Source organism: Sorangium sp. So ce448 (genome assembly GCF_051520915.1).
GTDB lineage: Bacteria > Myxococcota_A > Polyangia > Polyangiales > Polyangiaceae > Sorangium > Sorangium cellulosum_B.
The window spans coordinates 13,445,857-13,463,771 of record NZ_CP150343.1; the positions used below are offsets into that span (position 1 = coordinate 13,445,857).

Below are 17,915 nucleotides of genomic sequence, written 5' to 3' on the forward strand. Positions count from 1 at the left end.
TTCTCACGAGCACCATGCCTGCCAGCTGCGGATAGGCAGGTTGTTGATTCTTCCAGCAATCGAGAGATGGTCACAAGCGCTCTGTCATCTGTTAATACAGGAACGCAGTCGAGCGCGGCTGCTCTGCTTCGTCGACGAGGTTGAGCCGCCATCTGTGGCATGAACACCCCACCTGTTCTTCAAGGAGATGCCGGTGTCCCAGGAGATCGCGCCACGCGTCGATATCGCATTCCACCTCGCTGCGAATCTCGTCCCGCTCGACCATGGCTACGCCCTGTTCGGCGCGATCTGCCGGATCGCCGGCGATCTGCACGGCGCGGGGTGGCTCGCGGTGCACCCGCTCCCCGGCGTGCCACGGCCTGACGGCTTGCTCGCGGTGGACGCGCGCCGCGGCCTTCGCCTCCGGCTGGAGCCTGGCCAGATCGCTCGCGTCCTGTGCCTTGCCGGCAAGCGTCTCGAGCTCGACGGGCACTCCGTGCGCGTGGGCGTCTCCACGGTGCACGCCATCGAACCTGCCAGGACGCTGCGCGCCCGCATCATCGTCATCAAAGGGTTCACCGAGCCGGAGCCGTTCCGGGACGCGCTGCGGCGGCAGCTCGAAGCCATGGAGGTCGCGGCGCGCATCGAGCTCGGGCGGCGGCGCACGATGACCGTCAACGGATACACCGTCGTGGGGTTCGAGACCACGCTGCACGAGCTGACCGCGGAGGGGTCGCTGCGGGCGCAGTACGCGGGGCTCGGAGGGAAGCAGCGGATGGGGTGCGGCGTGTTCGTGGCGAGCGGTCGCGGTGGGCGCGCCGTGCAGCCACGGGTCGAGGCGTGATGCGCCCGCCGCTCCTCGCGAAGTCCTACGACCACCGGGACTTCAAGGGAGCCCCGCCCGACTTTGCGCTCCTGACCCAGCACAGCCGCGATGTGGCCGCGGCGTGCGCCTCGCTGGCCGAGGTCGCCGGCCCGGCCGCGCTCGAGGCCGCCGGGCTCGATGCGCGGGAGGGCGAGCGGTTCGCCTCCACGCTGCGGCTCTGCGGCTGGATGCAGGACCTCGGGAAGGCGAACAGCGATTTCCAGGCGATGGCGCGCGGCCAGACGCAGATCCAGCAGCTCGTTCGTCACGAGGTCGTCTCCGGCTTCCTCGTCTGGCTGGACCCGGCGATCCGCGGCTGGCTCGCGCCGATGGAAGAGATCCTCCTGGTCGCGACGTGGGGCGCGCTCGGCCATCACCGCAAGTTCGACGACGAGGCTGGAATCAACCTGGGCACGGCGCTCACCGTGCACGCAGCCCACGAGGACTTCGCGACCATCCTCCGGGACATGGCGGCCGACCTCGGGCTGCCAGCGCCGCCCAGCTTCGCGCGCGACTTCACGATCGGCCGCAACAGGCGGGGCGACGCCGACCGTGCTGCTGGGCCGATGCGGCAACAGATGGTCGACGGCTTCCGGGACGCCGAGGCTGCGTTCCAGGGCGAACCTGCGCGCCGCTTCGTCGCGCTCGTCAAGGGGTTCGGCATCGCCGCGGATGTGGTGGCGAGCGCCGTGGCTCGTCGCGGCGTGACCGCCGCGCGCTACTCGCTCCCTGAGAGCATCGGCCGCAGCTTGTCGACGACGCTCACCCGCGGCGACCTGACCGCGCTGATCCATCGCTGGGCGTGGTGCACGTACGACCGCGATGCGCCGGCCGACCTCTCGCAGCTCCCACCCGGCTTCAGCTACCGGCCGTTTCAGGAGCGCGTGGCGGCGTCCCCTTCGCGCGTGACGCTGGCCGAGGCGGGATGCGGCTCCGGGAAGAGCGTCGCGGCGTATCTCTGGGCGCGCGAATGGGCCGCGCGCCGCGAGGCCGCGGGCGCGTCGGGGTTCCGGTTGTTCTTCTGCCTCCCGACCACGGGCACGAGCACCGAGCACTTCAAGGACTACGCGCTCGAGGCGGACGTCCCGGCGGAGCTCGTGCACTCGCGGGCCTCCGTCGATCTACACACCCTGGCCACGACCGCCGATCAAGAGGAGGACGACGACGAGGACGCGCGAGCCGGCGCCGCGCGCCGCGATCGCGCCGCGCCGGCGGAGAGCGCGCTGAGGGCCGTGCGGGACAAGATCGAGGCGCTCGCGCTGTGGGACGCCCGCGTCGCGGTGGCGACCGCCGACACCGTGCTCGGGCTGATGGCGAACGCACGCCGCGCGCTGTGTGCGCTCCCGGCGATCGTGCAGTCGGCGATCGTCTTCGACGAGATCCATGCGTTCGACGATCAGCTCTTCGGTCACCTGCTCGTGTTCTTGAGGAACTTTCCGGGCATCCCGGTGCTCCTGATGACCGCGTCGCTGCCGGAGGCACGGCGGCGGGCGCTGGCCGAGGTTCGCCCCGATCTCCATGTCGTGCCCGGGCCGCCCGACCTGGAGACGCTCCCGCGCTATCGTCTCGTCGAGAGCGAGGGAGTCGAGGCCTGCTGGCCGGAGATCGACGGCTGCCTGCGGCGAGGCGGGAAGGTGCTCTGGGTGCGGAACCGCGTCGAATGGGCGAACGCGGCCTACCGCAGCGCGCGCGAGCGGTTCCAGGGGATGAGCGTCGACGTGTACCACTCGCGCCTGCGGTACAGGGATCGCAGCCGCCGGCACCGCCGCGTGATCGATCGCTTCAAGCGCGCAGGGGTGCCTGCCCTCCTGGTCGCCACGCAGGTGGCGGAGATGTCGCTGGATCTCTCGGCGGATCTGCTCGTCACGGACGAGGCGTCCGTTCCCGCGATGATCCAGCGCCTCGGACGTCTGAACCGGCGCGCGACGCCCGAGTCCCCGGGGAGCCCGAAGCGGGCGCTGATCGTACCCATCGCGGCGAAGAGAGACATCGCACCCTACGGCGAGGAGGAGATCGAGGCGAGCCGCGTCTGGCGGAGCGGCCTCGTGAAGCTCGGGCGCGCGCTGCATCAGCGCGACCTCTCGGAGCAGTTCGCTCTCATCGCCTCCGGGCGCTCGCTCGACTACAGCGCCGCCGAGGAGGCGGCTGTGTTTCTGGGGGTCCCGGAGCGCACCGGCCTCTGGCGCACGCGGCCCGGCAGCACCCGCGGCGCCGGGTACACCGTCACCGTGCTGCTCGAGCGCGACATGGACGCGCACCGGCGGGAGCACGGCGCGCGGGTTCCGGCCGCCGAGTGGCTCCGCGAGCACGAGGTGTCGGTCCCGATCGCCCGGGGGGTGGGCAGCTGGCCGCGCGTGGCCGGGTTGCCCGTCGCGCCCGAGGACGCCGTCACGTACGACTACGATGACTCCACAGGAGAAGGGACCGGCGCGCGATGGCGAGAGAGCTGATCTACCGGCTCACGAACCCGAACTACACCGTCTGCCATCGCGCGGCGCTCGGAGGCCTCGCGGCGACGGTGCTCGCATGGCAATCGAAGCGGGGCAGCGCGCCGGCCGGGATCGAGCACGAGGTAAAGCGCGACCGTGTGACGCTCGCGTGGGGCGACAAGCTCTCCGATCAGGAGGCGCTCCAGCGGATCCTCGACGCCTCGTTCCGGCTCACCGAGGGCAAGCTGATCGATCTGGTCGGTCAGGCTGTGGCCGCGGACAACGACGAGCTGCGGGTCGCCATCCACAACGGCCTCTGCGCGACGTTCCTGCAGCACAACAAGATGCGCCCGTCGGAGAAGGAGCCGAGGCGATTCGAGATCCGGAGCGCGGACGACGAGTCGCGCGGGCTGTTCACGTACAAGGCGATCACCTCGTACGCCCACCAGAAGGCGCAGGGGACCGGGCTGCTCGATCCGGCGAAGAAGGGCTCTCCGGCAGGGCGATTTCCCGCGGTCGCGAGGATCCCGCAGTCCGTGGTTCCGGGCGCCATGGCGGGCGTGCAGGCGCTCGAGACCGGCCCGGAGGAGGCGATCCTGCTGCTCTACCTGATGGTGGGGAGCTCGGTGTTCCTGCTGCGGCCGAGGACATACAAGGAGAAGATGCAGGCGTGCGTCGTCGTGCCAGACGTGCGCGATCTCGTCGCGTTCTCCAGGGCGCTGCGCGCGGTGGCGGGGGTGGACATCGAGCGGCCGCGGCTCAGCAGCGGCTACCTCGGGCGCGTCGCCGGCGGCGTCGAGGAGGCGGCGCTGCGGCTGCTGATCGACCTGACAGCGGACGACCTGCGCGAGGACCCCGCCGTGGCGGGGCTCCAGGCGATCGCGATGGGGAAGGTCGCGTGGGACAAGAACCAGGTCAACCGGAGCGCGTCGGTCCGGCTCGGGCTGACCTATCCCGAGCTCGATGTGTTCCTGTGCGCGAGCAAGCACAAGGACCTTGGGAAGGCGAGGATCGTCCCGGGGAGCAAGGGCGACGGCTACGCCGTACCGAAGAGCCCGATCCCGGAGCTCATCGCCGCGAACCTCGCCGCCGGCCGGCACTGGGCGGCGCACTTCCGCGAGCTGGTGAGCGAGTCGAAGGATTTCAGCAGGATGCGCTTCGCGCGGAAAGGGCTGCAGGCGATGAAGGAGGTCATCAAGGACGGCGTCGATCAGGCCGTCATCAACATGTTTCACGAGGCATGGCACAGGAAGATGGGCGCGCTCGGGGAGCGGGCGCGCAGCGAAAATGCGCCCTTTGAGCGTGGATTTCGCGCCTACGATGCCGGTCCGAGGCGTGAGAAATTCGACGCCGTAAACGGAACGCCTTGAAAGAAAGGCTCGGCGTGGCGACCCGTCCGGGTTGCTATGACCAAACGAAGGCACACGCCGAGCACCTGCAAGGTGCGCCGGCGCGAACTCGGGTTCAAGAGGAAAGGCGACGGGCGGCACCAGGAGCGAATCCGGCGGCCAGACCCATGCAGAATCCACGTCGAACCGACGGAGAAGAACCTGACCGGCGTCGCAGGGCTTGCCCCGTTCGGCGCTTTCATCCGGCAGCTCGGCGTCGACGCGGCCTTGAGGCGCAGGTTCTCCCGGCTGAAGACGGGCCGCTCGGTGATCTACCCGATGGCCGCGCAGATGCGCCTGCTCATGGACAGCGCGCTCGCCGGCGAGGAGCGCGTCTTCGGCATCGAGGCGCTCGCCGTCGATCCGCTCTTCGTACGCCTCGCCGGCGGGGTCGTCCCGAGCATCGACACCGTCTACCGGGACCTGTGCCGCTTCGATGAGGAGGCGGTTGAAGCGCTGCACGGCATGGTCGTCGACCACGGGCTCGCCCTCATTGCGCGGCGAAAGCACCGATTCGTGCACCTCGACGTCGACACGACCGTGGAGCCGCTCTTCGGGATGCAGGAGGGGGCGCTTCCAGGCCCGAACCCGCGATACCACGGCCGGCCGAGCTATCATCCGATCCTGGCGCGCATCGCCGAGGCCGACGCCGTCGTCGGAGCCAAGCTGCGACCGGGTGACACGAGCTTCGGCGAAGCCGATGTGCCTTTCGTCGAGCAGTGCATCGACCGGGCGCGCGCCGCAGCGCCGAGCGCGGCCATCTACGTGCGGATCGACGGAGCGGGGGATTGCAGCGCCTTGATGCACGCCGTCGCCGCGAAGGGATGCTTTTTCCTGACCAAGGCGCGGATGAGCCCCGATCTGGTGGGCATGGTCGCCTACGCCACCGGATGGCGTACCATCGACTGGGATGCCGATGGTCGTCCTCGACGACAGGTCGCCGAGGTCCCCTTCCGGCGCAGCGGTTGGCCGGATGGCGTCCGCGTGATCGCCGTACGAACACGCGATCGGTACAATGGCAAGCAGATCTACCTCTGGGAGGACCTCGACTACACGGTGCAGGTCTTCCTGACCAACGAGCCGGTCGAAGCGCCGGAAGACGTCGCGGCGCGGTATGACCTGCGCGCGGGCATCGAGCCGCTCATCGGCGATCTCAAGCATGGGTGGGGCTGCGGCCGCGTGCCGAGCCACAGCTTCAACGCCAATCATGCCGCGCTGCTGCTGAAGCTCCTGACCGCCAACCTGATGCGCCGGTATGTGCTCGACCATGTTCCGCACCTCGCGAGCTGGCGAACGCCGTGGCTGCGCCGCGCGCTGATCCTCGTCCCGGGAAGGTTGGCCCGGTCGGGTCGGGGCACGACCCTGCACGTGCCAGAGCGCTCGCAGCTCGCTCGCCAGCTCAATTGAGCTTGGAACCAGCCAAAGTCATTGCGGGGGGTAAGGGGGGCGTGTGCCTTCGCGACGCGTTGGGAACGCGCAGTTGTAATTGGCGTCGCATTCGTCGGCGGAACGCCGCTCGCGCGTCGCCGTCGGCACCACTGGTGCCCCGTGGGCGCGAAATCCACGTTGAGTGGGCCGTTGAGCGGGAGCAGGAGCGCATCCGAAACTCGATCCTGCGCGCCAAGACCGGCGATGCGCTCGCTGGCTGGTTCCTACGTTTCTGCGCCGATGCTACGCAAGGGGGGACGCTGGCGGCGGCGAGGAAGGAGGCCGCGACGCTGCGCGAGTTCCTCTTCAACGAGCGGAACGCGAGTCGATTGCAGAATTTGCTCCTCTTCGCGCTCGTCAGCTACGCGAAGGACGACACCAAAGGTGAGATCAAGCGAGAGGCGTGAACGATGGCCACGAACTATCTCTATGGCACGGTGCTGACGGGTGAGGCGGTCGCTGCCAACAACCGCGGCGAGAACATCGGGAACACGACGACGCTGCAGAAGGTCTTCCTTCAGGACGACCTCCACACGAGCGTGTCGGCGGAGTCGATCCGCTTCGCGATCCGCTACCGCTTTCAGCTCCAGGGGCTCCGGGTCAACCGCAGCTATAGCGGCACCCTGGGCAGGCTGGAGTACGTGGATGAGAAGCGGGCAGGGTGGGACCCATCCGGCGAGGTCTTCGTCGATGACGACCTCATGGGCTTCATGGACGCGGCGGCGGCGGCCAAGGAGCGAGAGGAAGAAGACGGCGACGAGGGCGAGGAGGATGCGGACGCCTCGGGCGCGAAGGGGAGCAGCGGCAAGAAGGGCAAGCAGGCCGCGAAACCGAAGGTGAAGGGCAAGACCACGAAGCGCCCCAGCCCGCTCGCGATCGGTCGTGCCGTGTCGCTGCGCCCGTACCGCGGAGAGCTCTCGTACAACGCCGTCAGCGGCGAGAAGGAGAAGGGCAAGCTCTCGCTCTACAGCGCGGAGATGCACACGACCGAGTATCAGTACTCGTTCGGGCTGAACCTCGGCGACGTCGTGGACAAGAGGAACATCGGCCACCTCGTCGATGCGATCCTCGACCCGCCGCCGGTCGCGGGGAATCACGCGCGCTTCGCGTATGACTTCTCTCCGGCGTCGATCGTCCTCCGCCTCACCCAAGCGCACTCGCCGCGGATCCAGAACTGCTTCGAGCACGACGAGGCGCGCCGTACCTATAAGGTCGATCGTCTGCTCCAGCGCGTGGAGAGCGGCGACGTGCCCGCGGGTGAGCTCATCGTGGCCGGCGAGCTGGTCGCCACACCCGCCGGTGCGCGGCTCAGGGAGCTCGGCGCGACGGTGCTGCCCGGGATCGCGGCGGCAGGAGCCGAGGCGCGCGCGCGCATCGCCAGGCTTGGAGGCCTGTTCGCGGCGGTCGCCGCGCCCGGCGCGAAGGGATGATCACCGTACGCGTCCAGGCGCCGTACGCGAGCTTTCGCCGATCGTACGCGCGCTCGTTTGCGGAGAGCTACCCGTTCGCGCCGCCGGCGACGGTCTACGGCATGCTCCTGTCGCTCGTGGGCGAGCGCTCGCGCGCGCGCCACGTGGGGGTCCGCCTTGCGTTCGCGTACGCGCGCCAGCCGGCCGTCGCGACGACGCTCCGCAAGCTGAGCCGTTACAAGTACGGTGTCGCCACCAAGCAGGAGAAGCTCGGCAACGCACCGGACTTCGTCGAGACGCTCTGCGGGCTCGATTTCCTCTGCTGGATCGACAGCTCCGGCGAGGTCGGAGCGGCGCGCCACGGCGCGGGGGGCGCGCGGCTGGAGGAGCGCGTGGAGCGCGCCGTGCTGTCGCCGGAGACCGTCACGCGGAGCGGCATCGTGTGCCTGGGCCTCAGCGACGACGCGGTCGACGCGGTGACGCTGGTGCGGCGGCCCGAGGGGCGGTGGCGGTCGCTGGTGCCGGACGAGGCCGGGGAGGTGGAGCTGCCCACGTGGGTCGATCACGTGGGCTCCCTCGATACGCGCTGGCGTCGATTTCACTTCGATGCGGAGCCGAAGGAGAGCTCCCCCTCGCCTCCGCCGGAGCACTTCGTGGCGATCGAGGATCCGCGCCCCGGGCGTCGCGCATGAGCCGCCGAAGGCGGCGGTTTCCCGGCGCTTCTGCGGAGCATTGCCGATAGCGCGCCGCTATTTCCACTGGAACGTGGGGAGGCAGTTATCGAGAATGGCCTGAGAGCGGCGCTGGCAGATGGCCCGTGCGAGCGCCTGCGAAGGAGCGTGTCATGTCCTCCGAGACCGCCGAGCCCACCTTGCGCGTCATGTCGCTCCACGCGCTCGCGTACTGCGAGCGCCTCTTCTACCTCGAGGAGGTCGAGGAGATCCGTGTGGCGGACGAGGCGGTGTGGGCGGGCCGGCAGCTCCACGCCGAGCTCGACGAGCCTGGCGACGTCGTCGAGATGACGCTCGAGTCGGCCGCGCTGGGTATCCGAGGGCGGCTGGACGCGCTCCGCCGGCGCAGCGGCGAGCTGTACCCGGTGGAGCACAAGCGCGGCCGGGCCCGACGCGGGGCCGGCGGCGAACCCGCGGCGTGGGAGAGCGACGCCGTGCAGGCCGCGGCGTACGCGATGCTCCTGGAGGAGCACGCTGGCAGACCGGTCGCCGAGGCGCGCATCCGGTATCACCGAGACGGTGTGACGGTGCGCCTGCCGATCGCCGAGGCGGAGCGCGCCGCTGTGGTGCGAGCCGTCGCCCGCGCGCGAGAGCTCGCGCGTTCTCCGGACCGTCCCCGGGTGACGGACGACGAGCGCAAGTGCGTGCGCTGCTCTCTGGCGCCCGTTTGCCTCCCCGAGGAGTCTCGCTTCGCGGAGGCGGAGGCGCACTCGTCGCCGGCGGCCGAGCGGGGGACACCGGGCGCGCTCGCGCCGGGGGGCGCCGGGGCGGTTCGCGGTGCGGCGGCGGAGGCGCTCCCTTCACCGGTGCGGCTGTATCCGCCGGACACGGAGCGGCGATCGCTGCACGTCGTCAGCCATGGGGCCCGGGTCGGTCGCTCCTCCGACGCGTTCGAGGTGAGCGAGCGCGAAGGCGAGCGCACGCGGATCGGGGCGCGGGAGGTGAGCGACATCGTCGTGCATGGGCATGCGCAGATCACGACGCAGGCGCTGCGGCTCTGTGCGGCCGAGGAGATCGCGGTCCACTTCGTCGCCGCCGGCGGGGCGCACGTCGGCGTGTTCAGCGGCGGGAGCTCGGGGGTGCAGCGGAGGATCCGCCAGTTCCGCGGGCTGACGGACGACGCGTTCGCTATCGGGCTCGCCCGGCGGCTGGTGATGGCGAAAATCGAGATGCAGCTTCGCCATGTCCTCAGGGCGTCGCGCAAGGACGGCGCGGTGCGCGCGGGCATCGAGGAGCCGATCGAGATGCTGCGCGGCGGCCTTCGCCGCGCGGCGAAGGCGGTCGATCGTACGTCGCTCATCGGTCAGGAGGGCAGCGCCGCGCGCGGCTACTTCGGCGCGCTCGCGGCGCTCGTTCACCCGGAGGCTGGAGACGCGCTGCGGCCGCGCGGTCGCTCTCGCCGGCCGCCGGAGGATCGCTTCAACGCGCTGCTCTCCTTCGGCTACACGCTGCTCTACCGGGACGTGCTGAGCGCGATCCTCAGGGTGGGGCTGGAGCCCGGCTTCGGTGTGCTGCACCAGCCACGTTCCGCGGCGTTCCCGCTGGCCCTGGATCTGACGGAGCTGTTCCGGGTCCCGGTGGTCGACATGGCGGTCCTCGGCGCCGTCAACCGCCGGACGTTCGACCCGGAGCGCGACTTCGTGATCACGGGCCGTCAGGTCTGGTTGTCGGACGCTGGCCGCCGTGCGTTCATCGAGGTGTACGAGCGCCGCAAGCACGAGGAATACCGCCACGACGTGCTCGGCTTCTCTCTCTCCTATGCGCGGATGATGGAGCTCGAAGCGCGGCTCCTGGAGAAAGAGTGGTCGGGCGAACCTGGTCTGTTTGCCCGTTTTCGAATCCGATAGAGGTCCCCATGCCCGAGCCCCGTCACTGGCATCTCGTCGTGTACGACGTCTCCGAGCCCAAGGCGCTGCGCAAGGTGCACAAGGTGCTGAGCGCCTGGGGCAAGCCCGTTCAGTACTCGGTCTTCCGCGTACGCGGGACGGGGCGCGAGCTCGCGCGCCTGCGCTTCGAGCTGACCGGGCTCATCGCCCCGACGGACCGCCTGATGGTCATCCGACTTTGCCCGGACTGCGCCACCAGGGTCACCGTTCAGGGCAACGATCTGACGCCGCTCGATCTGGAGCCGCCGCCGTTCCGGATCGTGTGAGGCGAAGGATCAAGCACCGGCGCGCGATGGCTCGCGCGCCCTGGTCCTTGACATTCTAACCCAGTGATTACGATAATTTGCGTGGTGAGCAAGGCTGGGCAGGTGCGTGAATGGGCCTCGACGCGCGGGAAGACGCTGCTGGACGAGGAGCGCGCACGCGAGCCGGGCGTGGACGGGGGCCGGGAAGGGAGGTGCTTGCTGGAGTGTGGAAATTGGTGAGTAATATCGATGGGTTGTGGGGGCGGGGCGATCCCCGCCGTGATGCCGGAAGGCGTTGAGCACATAGAGGATTCGGTCGCCGATGTCATGATCGGTTTGACGCGATCCCCGCCGTGATGCCGGAAGGCGTTGAGCACCCGCGGAGACACCCGGCCGAGTAGCCGAGTAAACAAGCGATCCCCGCCGTGATGCCGGAAGGCGTTGAGCACAAGGCTCGCCGCGACGAGCGCGCGCAGGTGATCGGCGATCCCCGCCGTGATGCCGGAAGGCGTTGAGCACGCCCGGAGCTCCGCGTCTATGCGCATCCGGCGAGCAGCGATCCCCGCCGTGATGCCGGAAGGCGTTGAGCACATCTGCCGGACCTCCTCGAGCGTGCGCTTCTCGGGCGATCCCCGCCGTGATGCCGGAAGGCGTTGAGCACAGGAGAGCGTTGCGGCTCTGCTCGCGGAGCGGATGGCGCGCGATCCCCGCCGTGATGCCGGAAGGCGTTGAGCACCGCTGTGGACTTTCCGGCGACCTGACCGATCGCAAGCGATCCCCGCCGTGATGCCGGAAGGCGTTGAGCACACACCGTGGGCCTGACCAACGGCGGGAGCACGCGCTCCGTGCGATCCCCGCCGTGATGCCGGAAGGCGTTGAGCACATCATCGTCGCGGTGATCGTCCCTTGTCGACGGCAGCGATCCCCGCCGTGATGCCGGAAGGCGTTGAGCACAGTTCGATCGGGTCCTTGAACTTCCCGGCCTCGGTCGCGATCCCCGCCGTGATGCCGGAAGGCGTTGAGCACCGCGCAAGCGTCGTGGAGAGCTCGAGGCGAGTCTGCGATCCCCGCCGTGATGCCGGAAGGCGTTGAGCACGAGCTGACGATTAAAGGCACGCTGACGCTCATGCGTGCGATCCCCGCCGTGATGCCGGAAGGCGTTGAGCACATGCGGATCGTGCACCGAGTGCTCAAGCGTTGGGAGCGATCCCCGCCGTGATGCCGGAAGGCGTTGAGCACGAGCGAGAGCGGACACGGGTGCTTGTCGCGGTGAGCGATCCCCGCCGTGATGCCGGAAGGCGTTGAGCACATGGCCGCAGCGGCCTTGGCCTTTCGCAGAGGCATGCGATCCCCGCCGTGATGCCGGAAGGCGTTGAGCACGCCAAGGCGCAGGCCAAGATGCGCAACGCCGACAGCGATCCCCGCCGTGATGCCGGAAGGCGTTGAGCACGCCTTGTCGAGCGGGCGCACCCACCCGCGCTCCTTGCGATCCCCGCCGTGATGCCGGAAGGCGTTGAGCACAGTGCGTGGAGCGAGGGGACGCTCTGCGTTGCGAGCGATCCCCGCCGTGATGCCGGAAGGCGTTGAGCACAAGAAAGGAGGGGAGGGAGAGAAGGGAGGAGCGAGGCGATCCCCGCCGTGATGCCGGAAGGCGTTGAGCACAGCTCGTGCGGCTCCTGCACGAGCGGCGCTGGCCCGAGCGATCCCCGCCGTGATGCCGGAAGGCGTTGAGCACCCGGGAGTTCTGGCCTTGAGCGCGCGGCCATCCTCTGCGATCCCCGCCGTGATGCCGGAAGGCGTTGAGCACACACAGGCACAGAGATCCGCTGACTTCCTCTCGATGCTGCGATCCCCGCCGTGATGCCGGAAGGCGTTGAGCACCTCGTCCGGGCCCACGAGCACCTGCAGGACGAGGCGGCGATCCCCGCCGTGATGCCGGAAGGCGTTGAGCACTCGTCGAAGTCCACCGCCCGCGGGTACTCGGCCGGCGATCCCCGCCGTGATGCCGGAAGGCGTTGAGCACGACCACTCCCCCAAGGGCTCGAAGATTCCTGTCCTGCGATCCCCGCCGTGATGCCGGAAGGCGTTGAGCACTACATCGGTGGCAGGGTTACGCCAGAACCCACCTTGGCGATCCCCGCCGTGATGCCGGAAGGCGTTGAGCACTCGGCCGAGCCGCAGCCCGACGGCTCCGCGGTCGTGCGATCCCCGCCGTGATGCCGGAAGGCGTTGAGCACCTCAGGGACGCCGCGTGGTGGGCCGTCAAGCCCTGCGATCCCCGCCGTGATGCCGGAAGGCGTTGAGCACAACACGGTGGTCAACGCGGCCGCGCCGACCGTCTTGCGATCCCCGCCGTGATGCCGGAAGGCGTTGAGCACTTGCAAACGCGGCGGCGGATGTCGTCGCGCGCGTGCGATCCCCGCCGTGATGCCGGAAGGCGTTGAGCACCTTGCCCTCTCCGGGGACCTGGATCCCGTCCCCTGGCGATCCCCGCCGTGATGCCGGAAGGCGTTGAGCACACCACGCATCAAAAACTTCTCGCGGCAAACTGCTCATGCGATCCCCGCCGTGATGCCGGAAGGCGTTGAGCACAACGACGCGGCGCGGATGTGGAGCGGGACGGCAGGCGATCCCCGCCGTGATGCCGGAAGGCGTTGAGCACGCAGTTCAAGGCGGGCCGCTGCAGGTCGCTGGATGCGATCCCCGCCGTGATGCCGGAAGGCGTTGAGCACCGGAGCCCGGTGATGCCGGCCTCGCCCAGCGTGTCCTGCGATCCCCGCCGTGATGCCGGAAGGCGTTGAGCACAGGTAGTACGCCATGACGGGCTCGCCCTGCCCGTCGCGGCGATCCCCGCCGTGATGCCGGAAGGCGTTGAGCACAGCGGAGACGGCCAGGGGCGCGCGATCCCGGAGGCGATCCCCGCCGTGATGCCGGAAGGCGTTGAGCACAGGTGGACATCGCGCCGGGTCGATTCCGTCTTGCGATGCGATCCCCGCCGTGATGCCGGAAGGCGTTGAGCACGCCGGCGCCTCGACCGCCCACACGGCGTGGCCTCGGTCGCGATCCTCGCCGTGATGCCGGAAGGCGTTGAGCACCTCAGGGATGTTCGCCAACGCGAGGTCGTTCTGCTCGGAGGCGATCCCCGCCGTGATGCCGGAAGGCGTTGAGCACAAGCTCGAGCTCGAGACCCGGAAGGGTCCGGACGGGCGATCCCCGCCGTGATGCCGGAAGGCGTTGAGCACCACCTGGGCGACCAGCTGCAGGACACCGCCCCATTGCGATCCCCGCCGTGATGCCGGAAGGCGTTGAGCACGCGCCAACGTCGAACTGCTCGCCGAGCTGGCCCTGGCGATCCCCGCCGTGATGCCGGAAGGCGCTGAGCACAAGGAGCGGCGGCTGCTCTGCTCGCATTGCCGCGGCGATCCCCGCCGTGATGCCGGAAGGCGTTGAGCACCTGGGCCTGTGGTTCCTCGTGGTCACGATCTCGGGCGCGATCCCCGCCGTGATGCCGGAAGGCGTTGAGCACGTTGTCGCAGCGCGAATCCGAGAGCTTATCGATCGGCGATCCCCGCCGTGATGCCGGAAGGCGTTGAGCACAGTGGGCGTTCGACGGCACAGAGGGCCCTGAGAAGCGAACCGCCAAGCCGCCAAGGGCGCCAAGAAACCAGGGAAATCAGAGGGGGAATGCCGGGACGGCCCTCCCCTTCTTCTCTTGGCGGCCTCGGCGCCTTGGCGGTTTTTCTGCTGATCCGGGGCAACTTCCCGCAGTAGAGATAGGCGTTTGCTTCGACTGCTTGTTGGCGATCCCCGCCGTGATGCCGGAAGGTGTTGAGCACCATCCAGACGTCGGTGACCTCTATCGCGGAGTCCTGCGATCCCCGCCGTGATGCCGGAAGGCGTTGAGCACTCTATGCGGCCTAGCAGCTGAGCGACGCCGCCCTGCGATCCCCGCCGTGATGCCGGAAGGCGTTGAGCACACGCAGAACACGGGCGCGATGAACGCCAAGGCACGTGATCCCCCGCCGTGATGCCGTTGAGCCCCCCAAGCTCGTGGGCGACCTTCACGCGGTCGTCGCCGTGATCCTGTCGATGCTCCTCGGAAACCGCGTGAAGTTGGACGGGCCGACCCACCTGGCTCCCCGGACCCGAGGCGGCGCGAGCCGGCGGGACCTCGCCGGTCCCGGGGGCGTAGGCCAGCGCTTCGACCGCCGAGAAGTGGCCGTCCGCCGCCGTCGTCGCGGACGATCTCCCAGCCGGCGGCCCGAAGAGTGAAGGCCCGGAGCACCACCTCCGAGCCTTCAGGTCGTTCACCGGGACGCGCGCCGACACGCGGGGTCGCACGTCGGCCCAGTGGAGGTCCACTTTTCAGCGACCGACGGCGCCGGGACACGGGCGCCGTTCGCTTCGTCATCTGCGCGCGACGGCCCGGCCGACGCTCGCCCATGGAGCCCCGTGCCCTCCCCTGACGTCGGGCACACGGACGTCACACGGAGACGGACGGGCCAGGCCAACGCTCATAGCGGACGGCGAGCCGTCGAACGATCCGTTTTGAACGTAGCGAGCCACCGGTGGACGAGACAGTGCCAAGCTCGCTGACGCGCGCTCCGGTCCACCGCCGCGACCGGTCGCGCTTGCGCTTGGTCCGCCGGTGGCAGGCTCGCGCGGATGTATTGTCGCTCGGATCACCATTGACGTCGCCTTCCGGTGGGAGAACGGTGCGCGTGTCCGGAAAGAGAGGAAACATGGGAGGTGGCCTGAAGAAGGCGAGCGCGCTCGTGCTGTGCGGCGTCCTTGGAATGGTGCTCACGTCTGCATGCGACTTGTCCTATACTTGCGACACGGTGGAGCCGGGAAGCGCGGGTGCTGGATACCCGACAGGATCCGTAGGGGCGGGAGATTATCTCGGACCAGGTGACGAAGGCGGAGCCGAAGACGTAGGCAGCGAATCGTTCGAGCTGATGGCAGGGTGCTCACCAATCAACAAATGCACCGAGATGTACGACGCCTGCGTCGCAAAGGGCTATCCATGCAACCGCTACATCACCACAGGCTACACGCTCTGCGCCATCTGCCAGGACAATTGCTGGCAGGAGCATGATTACAAGTACAGAGAGTGCTATAGCTGCGGGTTTCGTTGAGCATGACACCGCTCGTTGACATTCGCACGGCGACGCACGTCGCCTTCGACGCGCCGACCGCAGAGCAACTGCTTCGCATCGGCGCGACCCGTGTCGTGCTCGCTTCCGACCGCCTTCTCACCGGACCGAGCCGCCCGAGTCCTCTTGAGCATGTCCGGCAGCGTCAGATTTGGTGGAGCTCGGACGAGCTGTGGGATAGCCTCTATTCGTCGGAGACCCGGTGGGAGTTGCCTGTCGTAACGTGGGTATCATCGAGCCTCCACGAGCGGGTGAACCTCTGGCGGACCTGTAGCTGGTTGCGCGACCTGGGGCTCGCCTGCGACGACATCCTCATCCTCGAGCTTGAGCCCGTCGTCCGTTCAAGAGCAAGAAGTCACGAGGGATCGAAGCGACCGTTTGATTGCAGTCATTCGGTGTCCGACCACCCTGACGAAGCCCTTCTCGCGCGAATCGAAAAGGCGAGCCCCTGGCCGCCTGAACGCTATGCTCGCGCCGTTCGCCTCTGGAACAGCTACGTCGACGAGGACCCCTTGCCGTTCGTGGAGAGCTGCTCTGCTGGTGACACCAGCTTTCCGGAGCTCGCTCCCCTGTGGGCGTTCCTCTCTTCCTTCTTTCCAAGAAGGACCACGGAAGCAGCCTTGCGCCTGAGTCGTTTCGACGAGATCACGCTTTCTCGCCTGTTGCCTGAGTGGCAGACGCCAGCGGGCGTGGCCGCCCAGAAGTCGGAGACGCTCGTGGACATGTGGCATTTGCTCTTCTGTACGGGCGACCTGTTCCTGCCGCGCCGGCTGGAGCACTGGGCAGACCACGACTCGAGTGCGGCTGTGGAGCGCGGGCCTGGCCCAAAGCCGCCAGGCGCTGGCTACCCGATGCTTTCGAGCGTCTACCGCCTCACCGAGCGTGGGACGCGACTCCGAGACGAGGGGCTTGACCAGCTGACGGATGCGCCAAGCCTGCCCGTTGCCGGGACAGAGGCGTACTCAGCCTCGGCCCCGTGGGTGCTGCTCGAAGATGGTCGGCTCGCTCGCCTGTGAGGGACAGCAGCGGCTCCAACCAGCGCGCCCGACCGAGGGCACGGGCACCGCTGGCTCTTTGGGCGGAGCGATCCGCGCCGTGACGCCGGAAGGCGTTGAGCACGCGGCGGGGGAGCAGTGGTGCGCGAGCCGCTCCTCCTGCGCTCCCTGAGGTATATCCGCCGGTGTGCAACTGTAGATCGTGCGGTTATCGATGATGATCTCCTTGCAGAATGATGCCGTGTATGTCGCGATCGGTGGAATCGCACAGTCGGAACTCAAGAAGATCGTGTCTCCCGTCGTCGTCGACGATGACAATCTTCTTCTTGGTCCGTCGAGCTCGGACCCGAGGCGTCATCGCGCCGCGCGCACTGGATACTGGGGAAGGCAGCCATCGGCAAAGCTCAGCAAGGAGCTCGCCTGCTCTGCAGATATACCTATCTGCGTGGCCATTCCGCCGACGATCAACGGGTTGCTGAGCTTGTGTAGAATCTGTGCCTCGGGAGCGGAGCGAAGGCGCCAGATAAAACTCATTGCTCTCAGGTCGGACATCGCCGTGCCGTTCCCGCACGGCCAGGACCCGACGGAAGAGGCGTTTTTCGACGTCGCGGACGCTCTGCGACGGAATCCAGCCGTGACCGAATGCTCGGAGCTCGAGGTCGCGCTCCTCGCCACCGTGTGGAAATTGTGGTGTGACCGCTCTCCCGTCGCCCTCTCCAGGTTGTGCGCTGCGGGCGACGCGCTCCACCCACAGCTGGCAAATCTTGGCCGCTATCATGCCGGGTATTTCCCTAGGCGAGTCGAGAAAAAGCTATTGCTGTCGCGCTTTGATGAGCTGCTCTTGAGGCAGCTGTCCGGTGAATGGATCACGTCGACCAGGGTCTTCGTCAATGGGCAAGCTGACAGCCCTGGCCTGAGAGAATGGCTCTCGCACGTCGGGGACCTCTATGTGCCCAGGCGATTGCTCGAGTGGAGCCGGCACGGCGGTGGGCGCTTTGTCGAGTGCCAGGAACACCCGGAGAAACCTTCCGAAATGAACAGATGGTCCTTTCGATGGCATGCCGGGGGCGAAGCGATACTTGAATCGTTGCCGAGCCTGCGAGCAGCACCGCCGGTGGCCATCGGTGGTTGTGTCGCGTACGACGCCGACCGTGCCTGGGGATGTCGCTTCGATCGTCGAGGTTTGCCTTGCGTCACCCGGATCACCACGGCGGACGGTCCCGTTGGCGGTCTCGCGGCACGGTAGAGCGCCTCGCCCGATCGTCGTGCCGGTACGTCGTACTCTGCCTTCACGCCTCACCACCTCCGCGAGCTCGCCAGCGCCGCGCTCCGCCTTGTCCCGGATCGACCGCGAGCTGCTGCTCCACGCGGTCCGTCTTGTCCCGGATCGACCGCGAGCTCCTG

12 protein-coding genes and 1 CRISPR repeat array are annotated in these 17,915 nt (G+C 68.5%); all 12 genes read left to right on the top strand.

Translation table 11 applies throughout. From position 1 onward, the window contains the following. The first annotated feature begins 193 nt into the window (after nt 1-193). The 12 genes from cas6 (at nt 194) to WMF45_RS50670 (ending at nt 17,757) form a co-directional block, all read left to right on the top strand. Entirely contained in the window at nt 194-823 is a 630-nt protein-coding gene (cas6, locus tag WMF45_RS50615) for a type I-MYXAN CRISPR-associated protein Cas6/Cmx6 (RefSeq protein ID WP_437714611.1), read from the top strand. Further along, nucleotides 823-3,294 (top strand): CRISPR-associated helicase Cas3', encoded by a 2,472-nt coding sequence (gene cas3 / locus WMF45_RS50620; protein ID WP_437714612.1) that lies wholly within the window; start codon nt 823-825, stop codon nt 3,292-3,294. The genes cas6 and cas3 overlap by 1 nt, the downstream gene beginning before the upstream one ends. Next, nucleotides 3,279-4,643 (top strand): type I-MYXAN CRISPR-associated Cas8a1/Cmx1, encoded by a 1,365-nt coding sequence (gene cas8a1, locus WMF45_RS50625; protein WP_437714614.1) that lies wholly within the window; start codon nt 3,279-3,281, stop codon nt 4,641-4,643. Before cas3 ends, cas8a1 begins: the two co-directional genes overlap by 16 nt. A 36-nt stretch (nt 4,644-4,679) precedes the next feature. After that, nucleotides 4,680-6,068, top strand: a complete 1,389-nt coding sequence (locus tag WMF45_RS50630) for an IS1380 family transposase (protein WP_437711387.1) — start codon at nt 4,680-4,682, stop codon at nt 6,066-6,068. Nucleotides 6,069-6,202: 134 nt separating this feature from the next. Beyond that, nucleotides 6,203-6,496, top strand: a complete 294-nt coding sequence (locus WMF45_RS50635) for a hypothetical protein (protein ID WP_437714616.1) — start codon at nt 6,203-6,205, stop codon at nt 6,494-6,496. A 3-nt stretch (nt 6,497-6,499) separates the two neighbouring features. Beyond that, on the top strand, nt 6,500-7,519 hold the full coding sequence (locus WMF45_RS50640; protein WP_437714618.1) for a CRISPR-associated protein: 1,020 nt from the start codon (nt 6,500-6,502) through the stop codon (nt 7,517-7,519). Continuing rightward, a complete protein-coding gene (gene cas5, locus WMF45_RS50645) occupies nt 7,516-8,190 on the top strand; it encodes a CRISPR-associated protein Cas5 (RefSeq protein WP_437714620.1) in 675 nt (224 codons plus the stop codon). Before WMF45_RS50640 ends, cas5 begins: the two co-directional genes overlap by 4 nt. Nucleotides 8,191-8,342: 152 nt before the next feature. Further along, nucleotides 8,343-10,076: a type I-MYXAN CRISPR-associated endonuclease Cas1 gene (gene cas1, locus WMF45_RS50650; protein ID WP_437714622.1), complete on the top strand. Its 1,734-nt coding sequence runs from the start codon at nt 8,343-8,345 to the stop codon at nt 10,074-10,076. Between the two features lie 8 nt (nt 10,077-10,084). Further along, complete coding sequence (cas2, locus tag WMF45_RS50655) at nt 10,085-10,381, top strand: CRISPR-associated endonuclease Cas2 (protein ID WP_437589947.1); 297 nt, start codon at nt 10,085-10,087, stop codon at nt 10,379-10,381. 246 nt (nt 10,382-10,627) lie between these two features. Then, nucleotides 10,628-13,958: a CRISPR direct-repeat array (repeat unit 36 nt; unit sequence GCGATCCCCGCCGTGATGCCGGAAGGCGTTGAGCAC). Nucleotides 13,959-15,102: 1,144 nt separating this feature from the next. Continuing rightward, the gene (locus WMF45_RS50660) at nt 15,103-15,498 is read left to right on the top strand and encodes a hypothetical protein (protein WP_437714624.1); all 396 of its coding nucleotides are present in this window, start codon (nt 15,103-15,105) and stop codon (nt 15,496-15,498) included. Between the two features lie 2 nt (nt 15,499-15,500). Continuing rightward, the gene (locus WMF45_RS50665) at nt 15,501-16,532 is read left to right on the top strand and encodes a hypothetical protein (protein ID WP_437719673.1); all 1,032 of its coding nucleotides are present in this window, start codon (nt 15,501-15,503) and stop codon (nt 16,530-16,532) included. A gap of 193 nt (nt 16,533-16,725) precedes the next feature. After that, complete coding sequence (locus tag WMF45_RS50670; protein WP_437714626.1) at nt 16,726-17,757, top strand: hypothetical protein; 1,032 nt, start codon at nt 16,726-16,728, stop codon at nt 17,755-17,757. Nucleotides 17,758-17,915 lie beyond the last annotated feature (158 nt).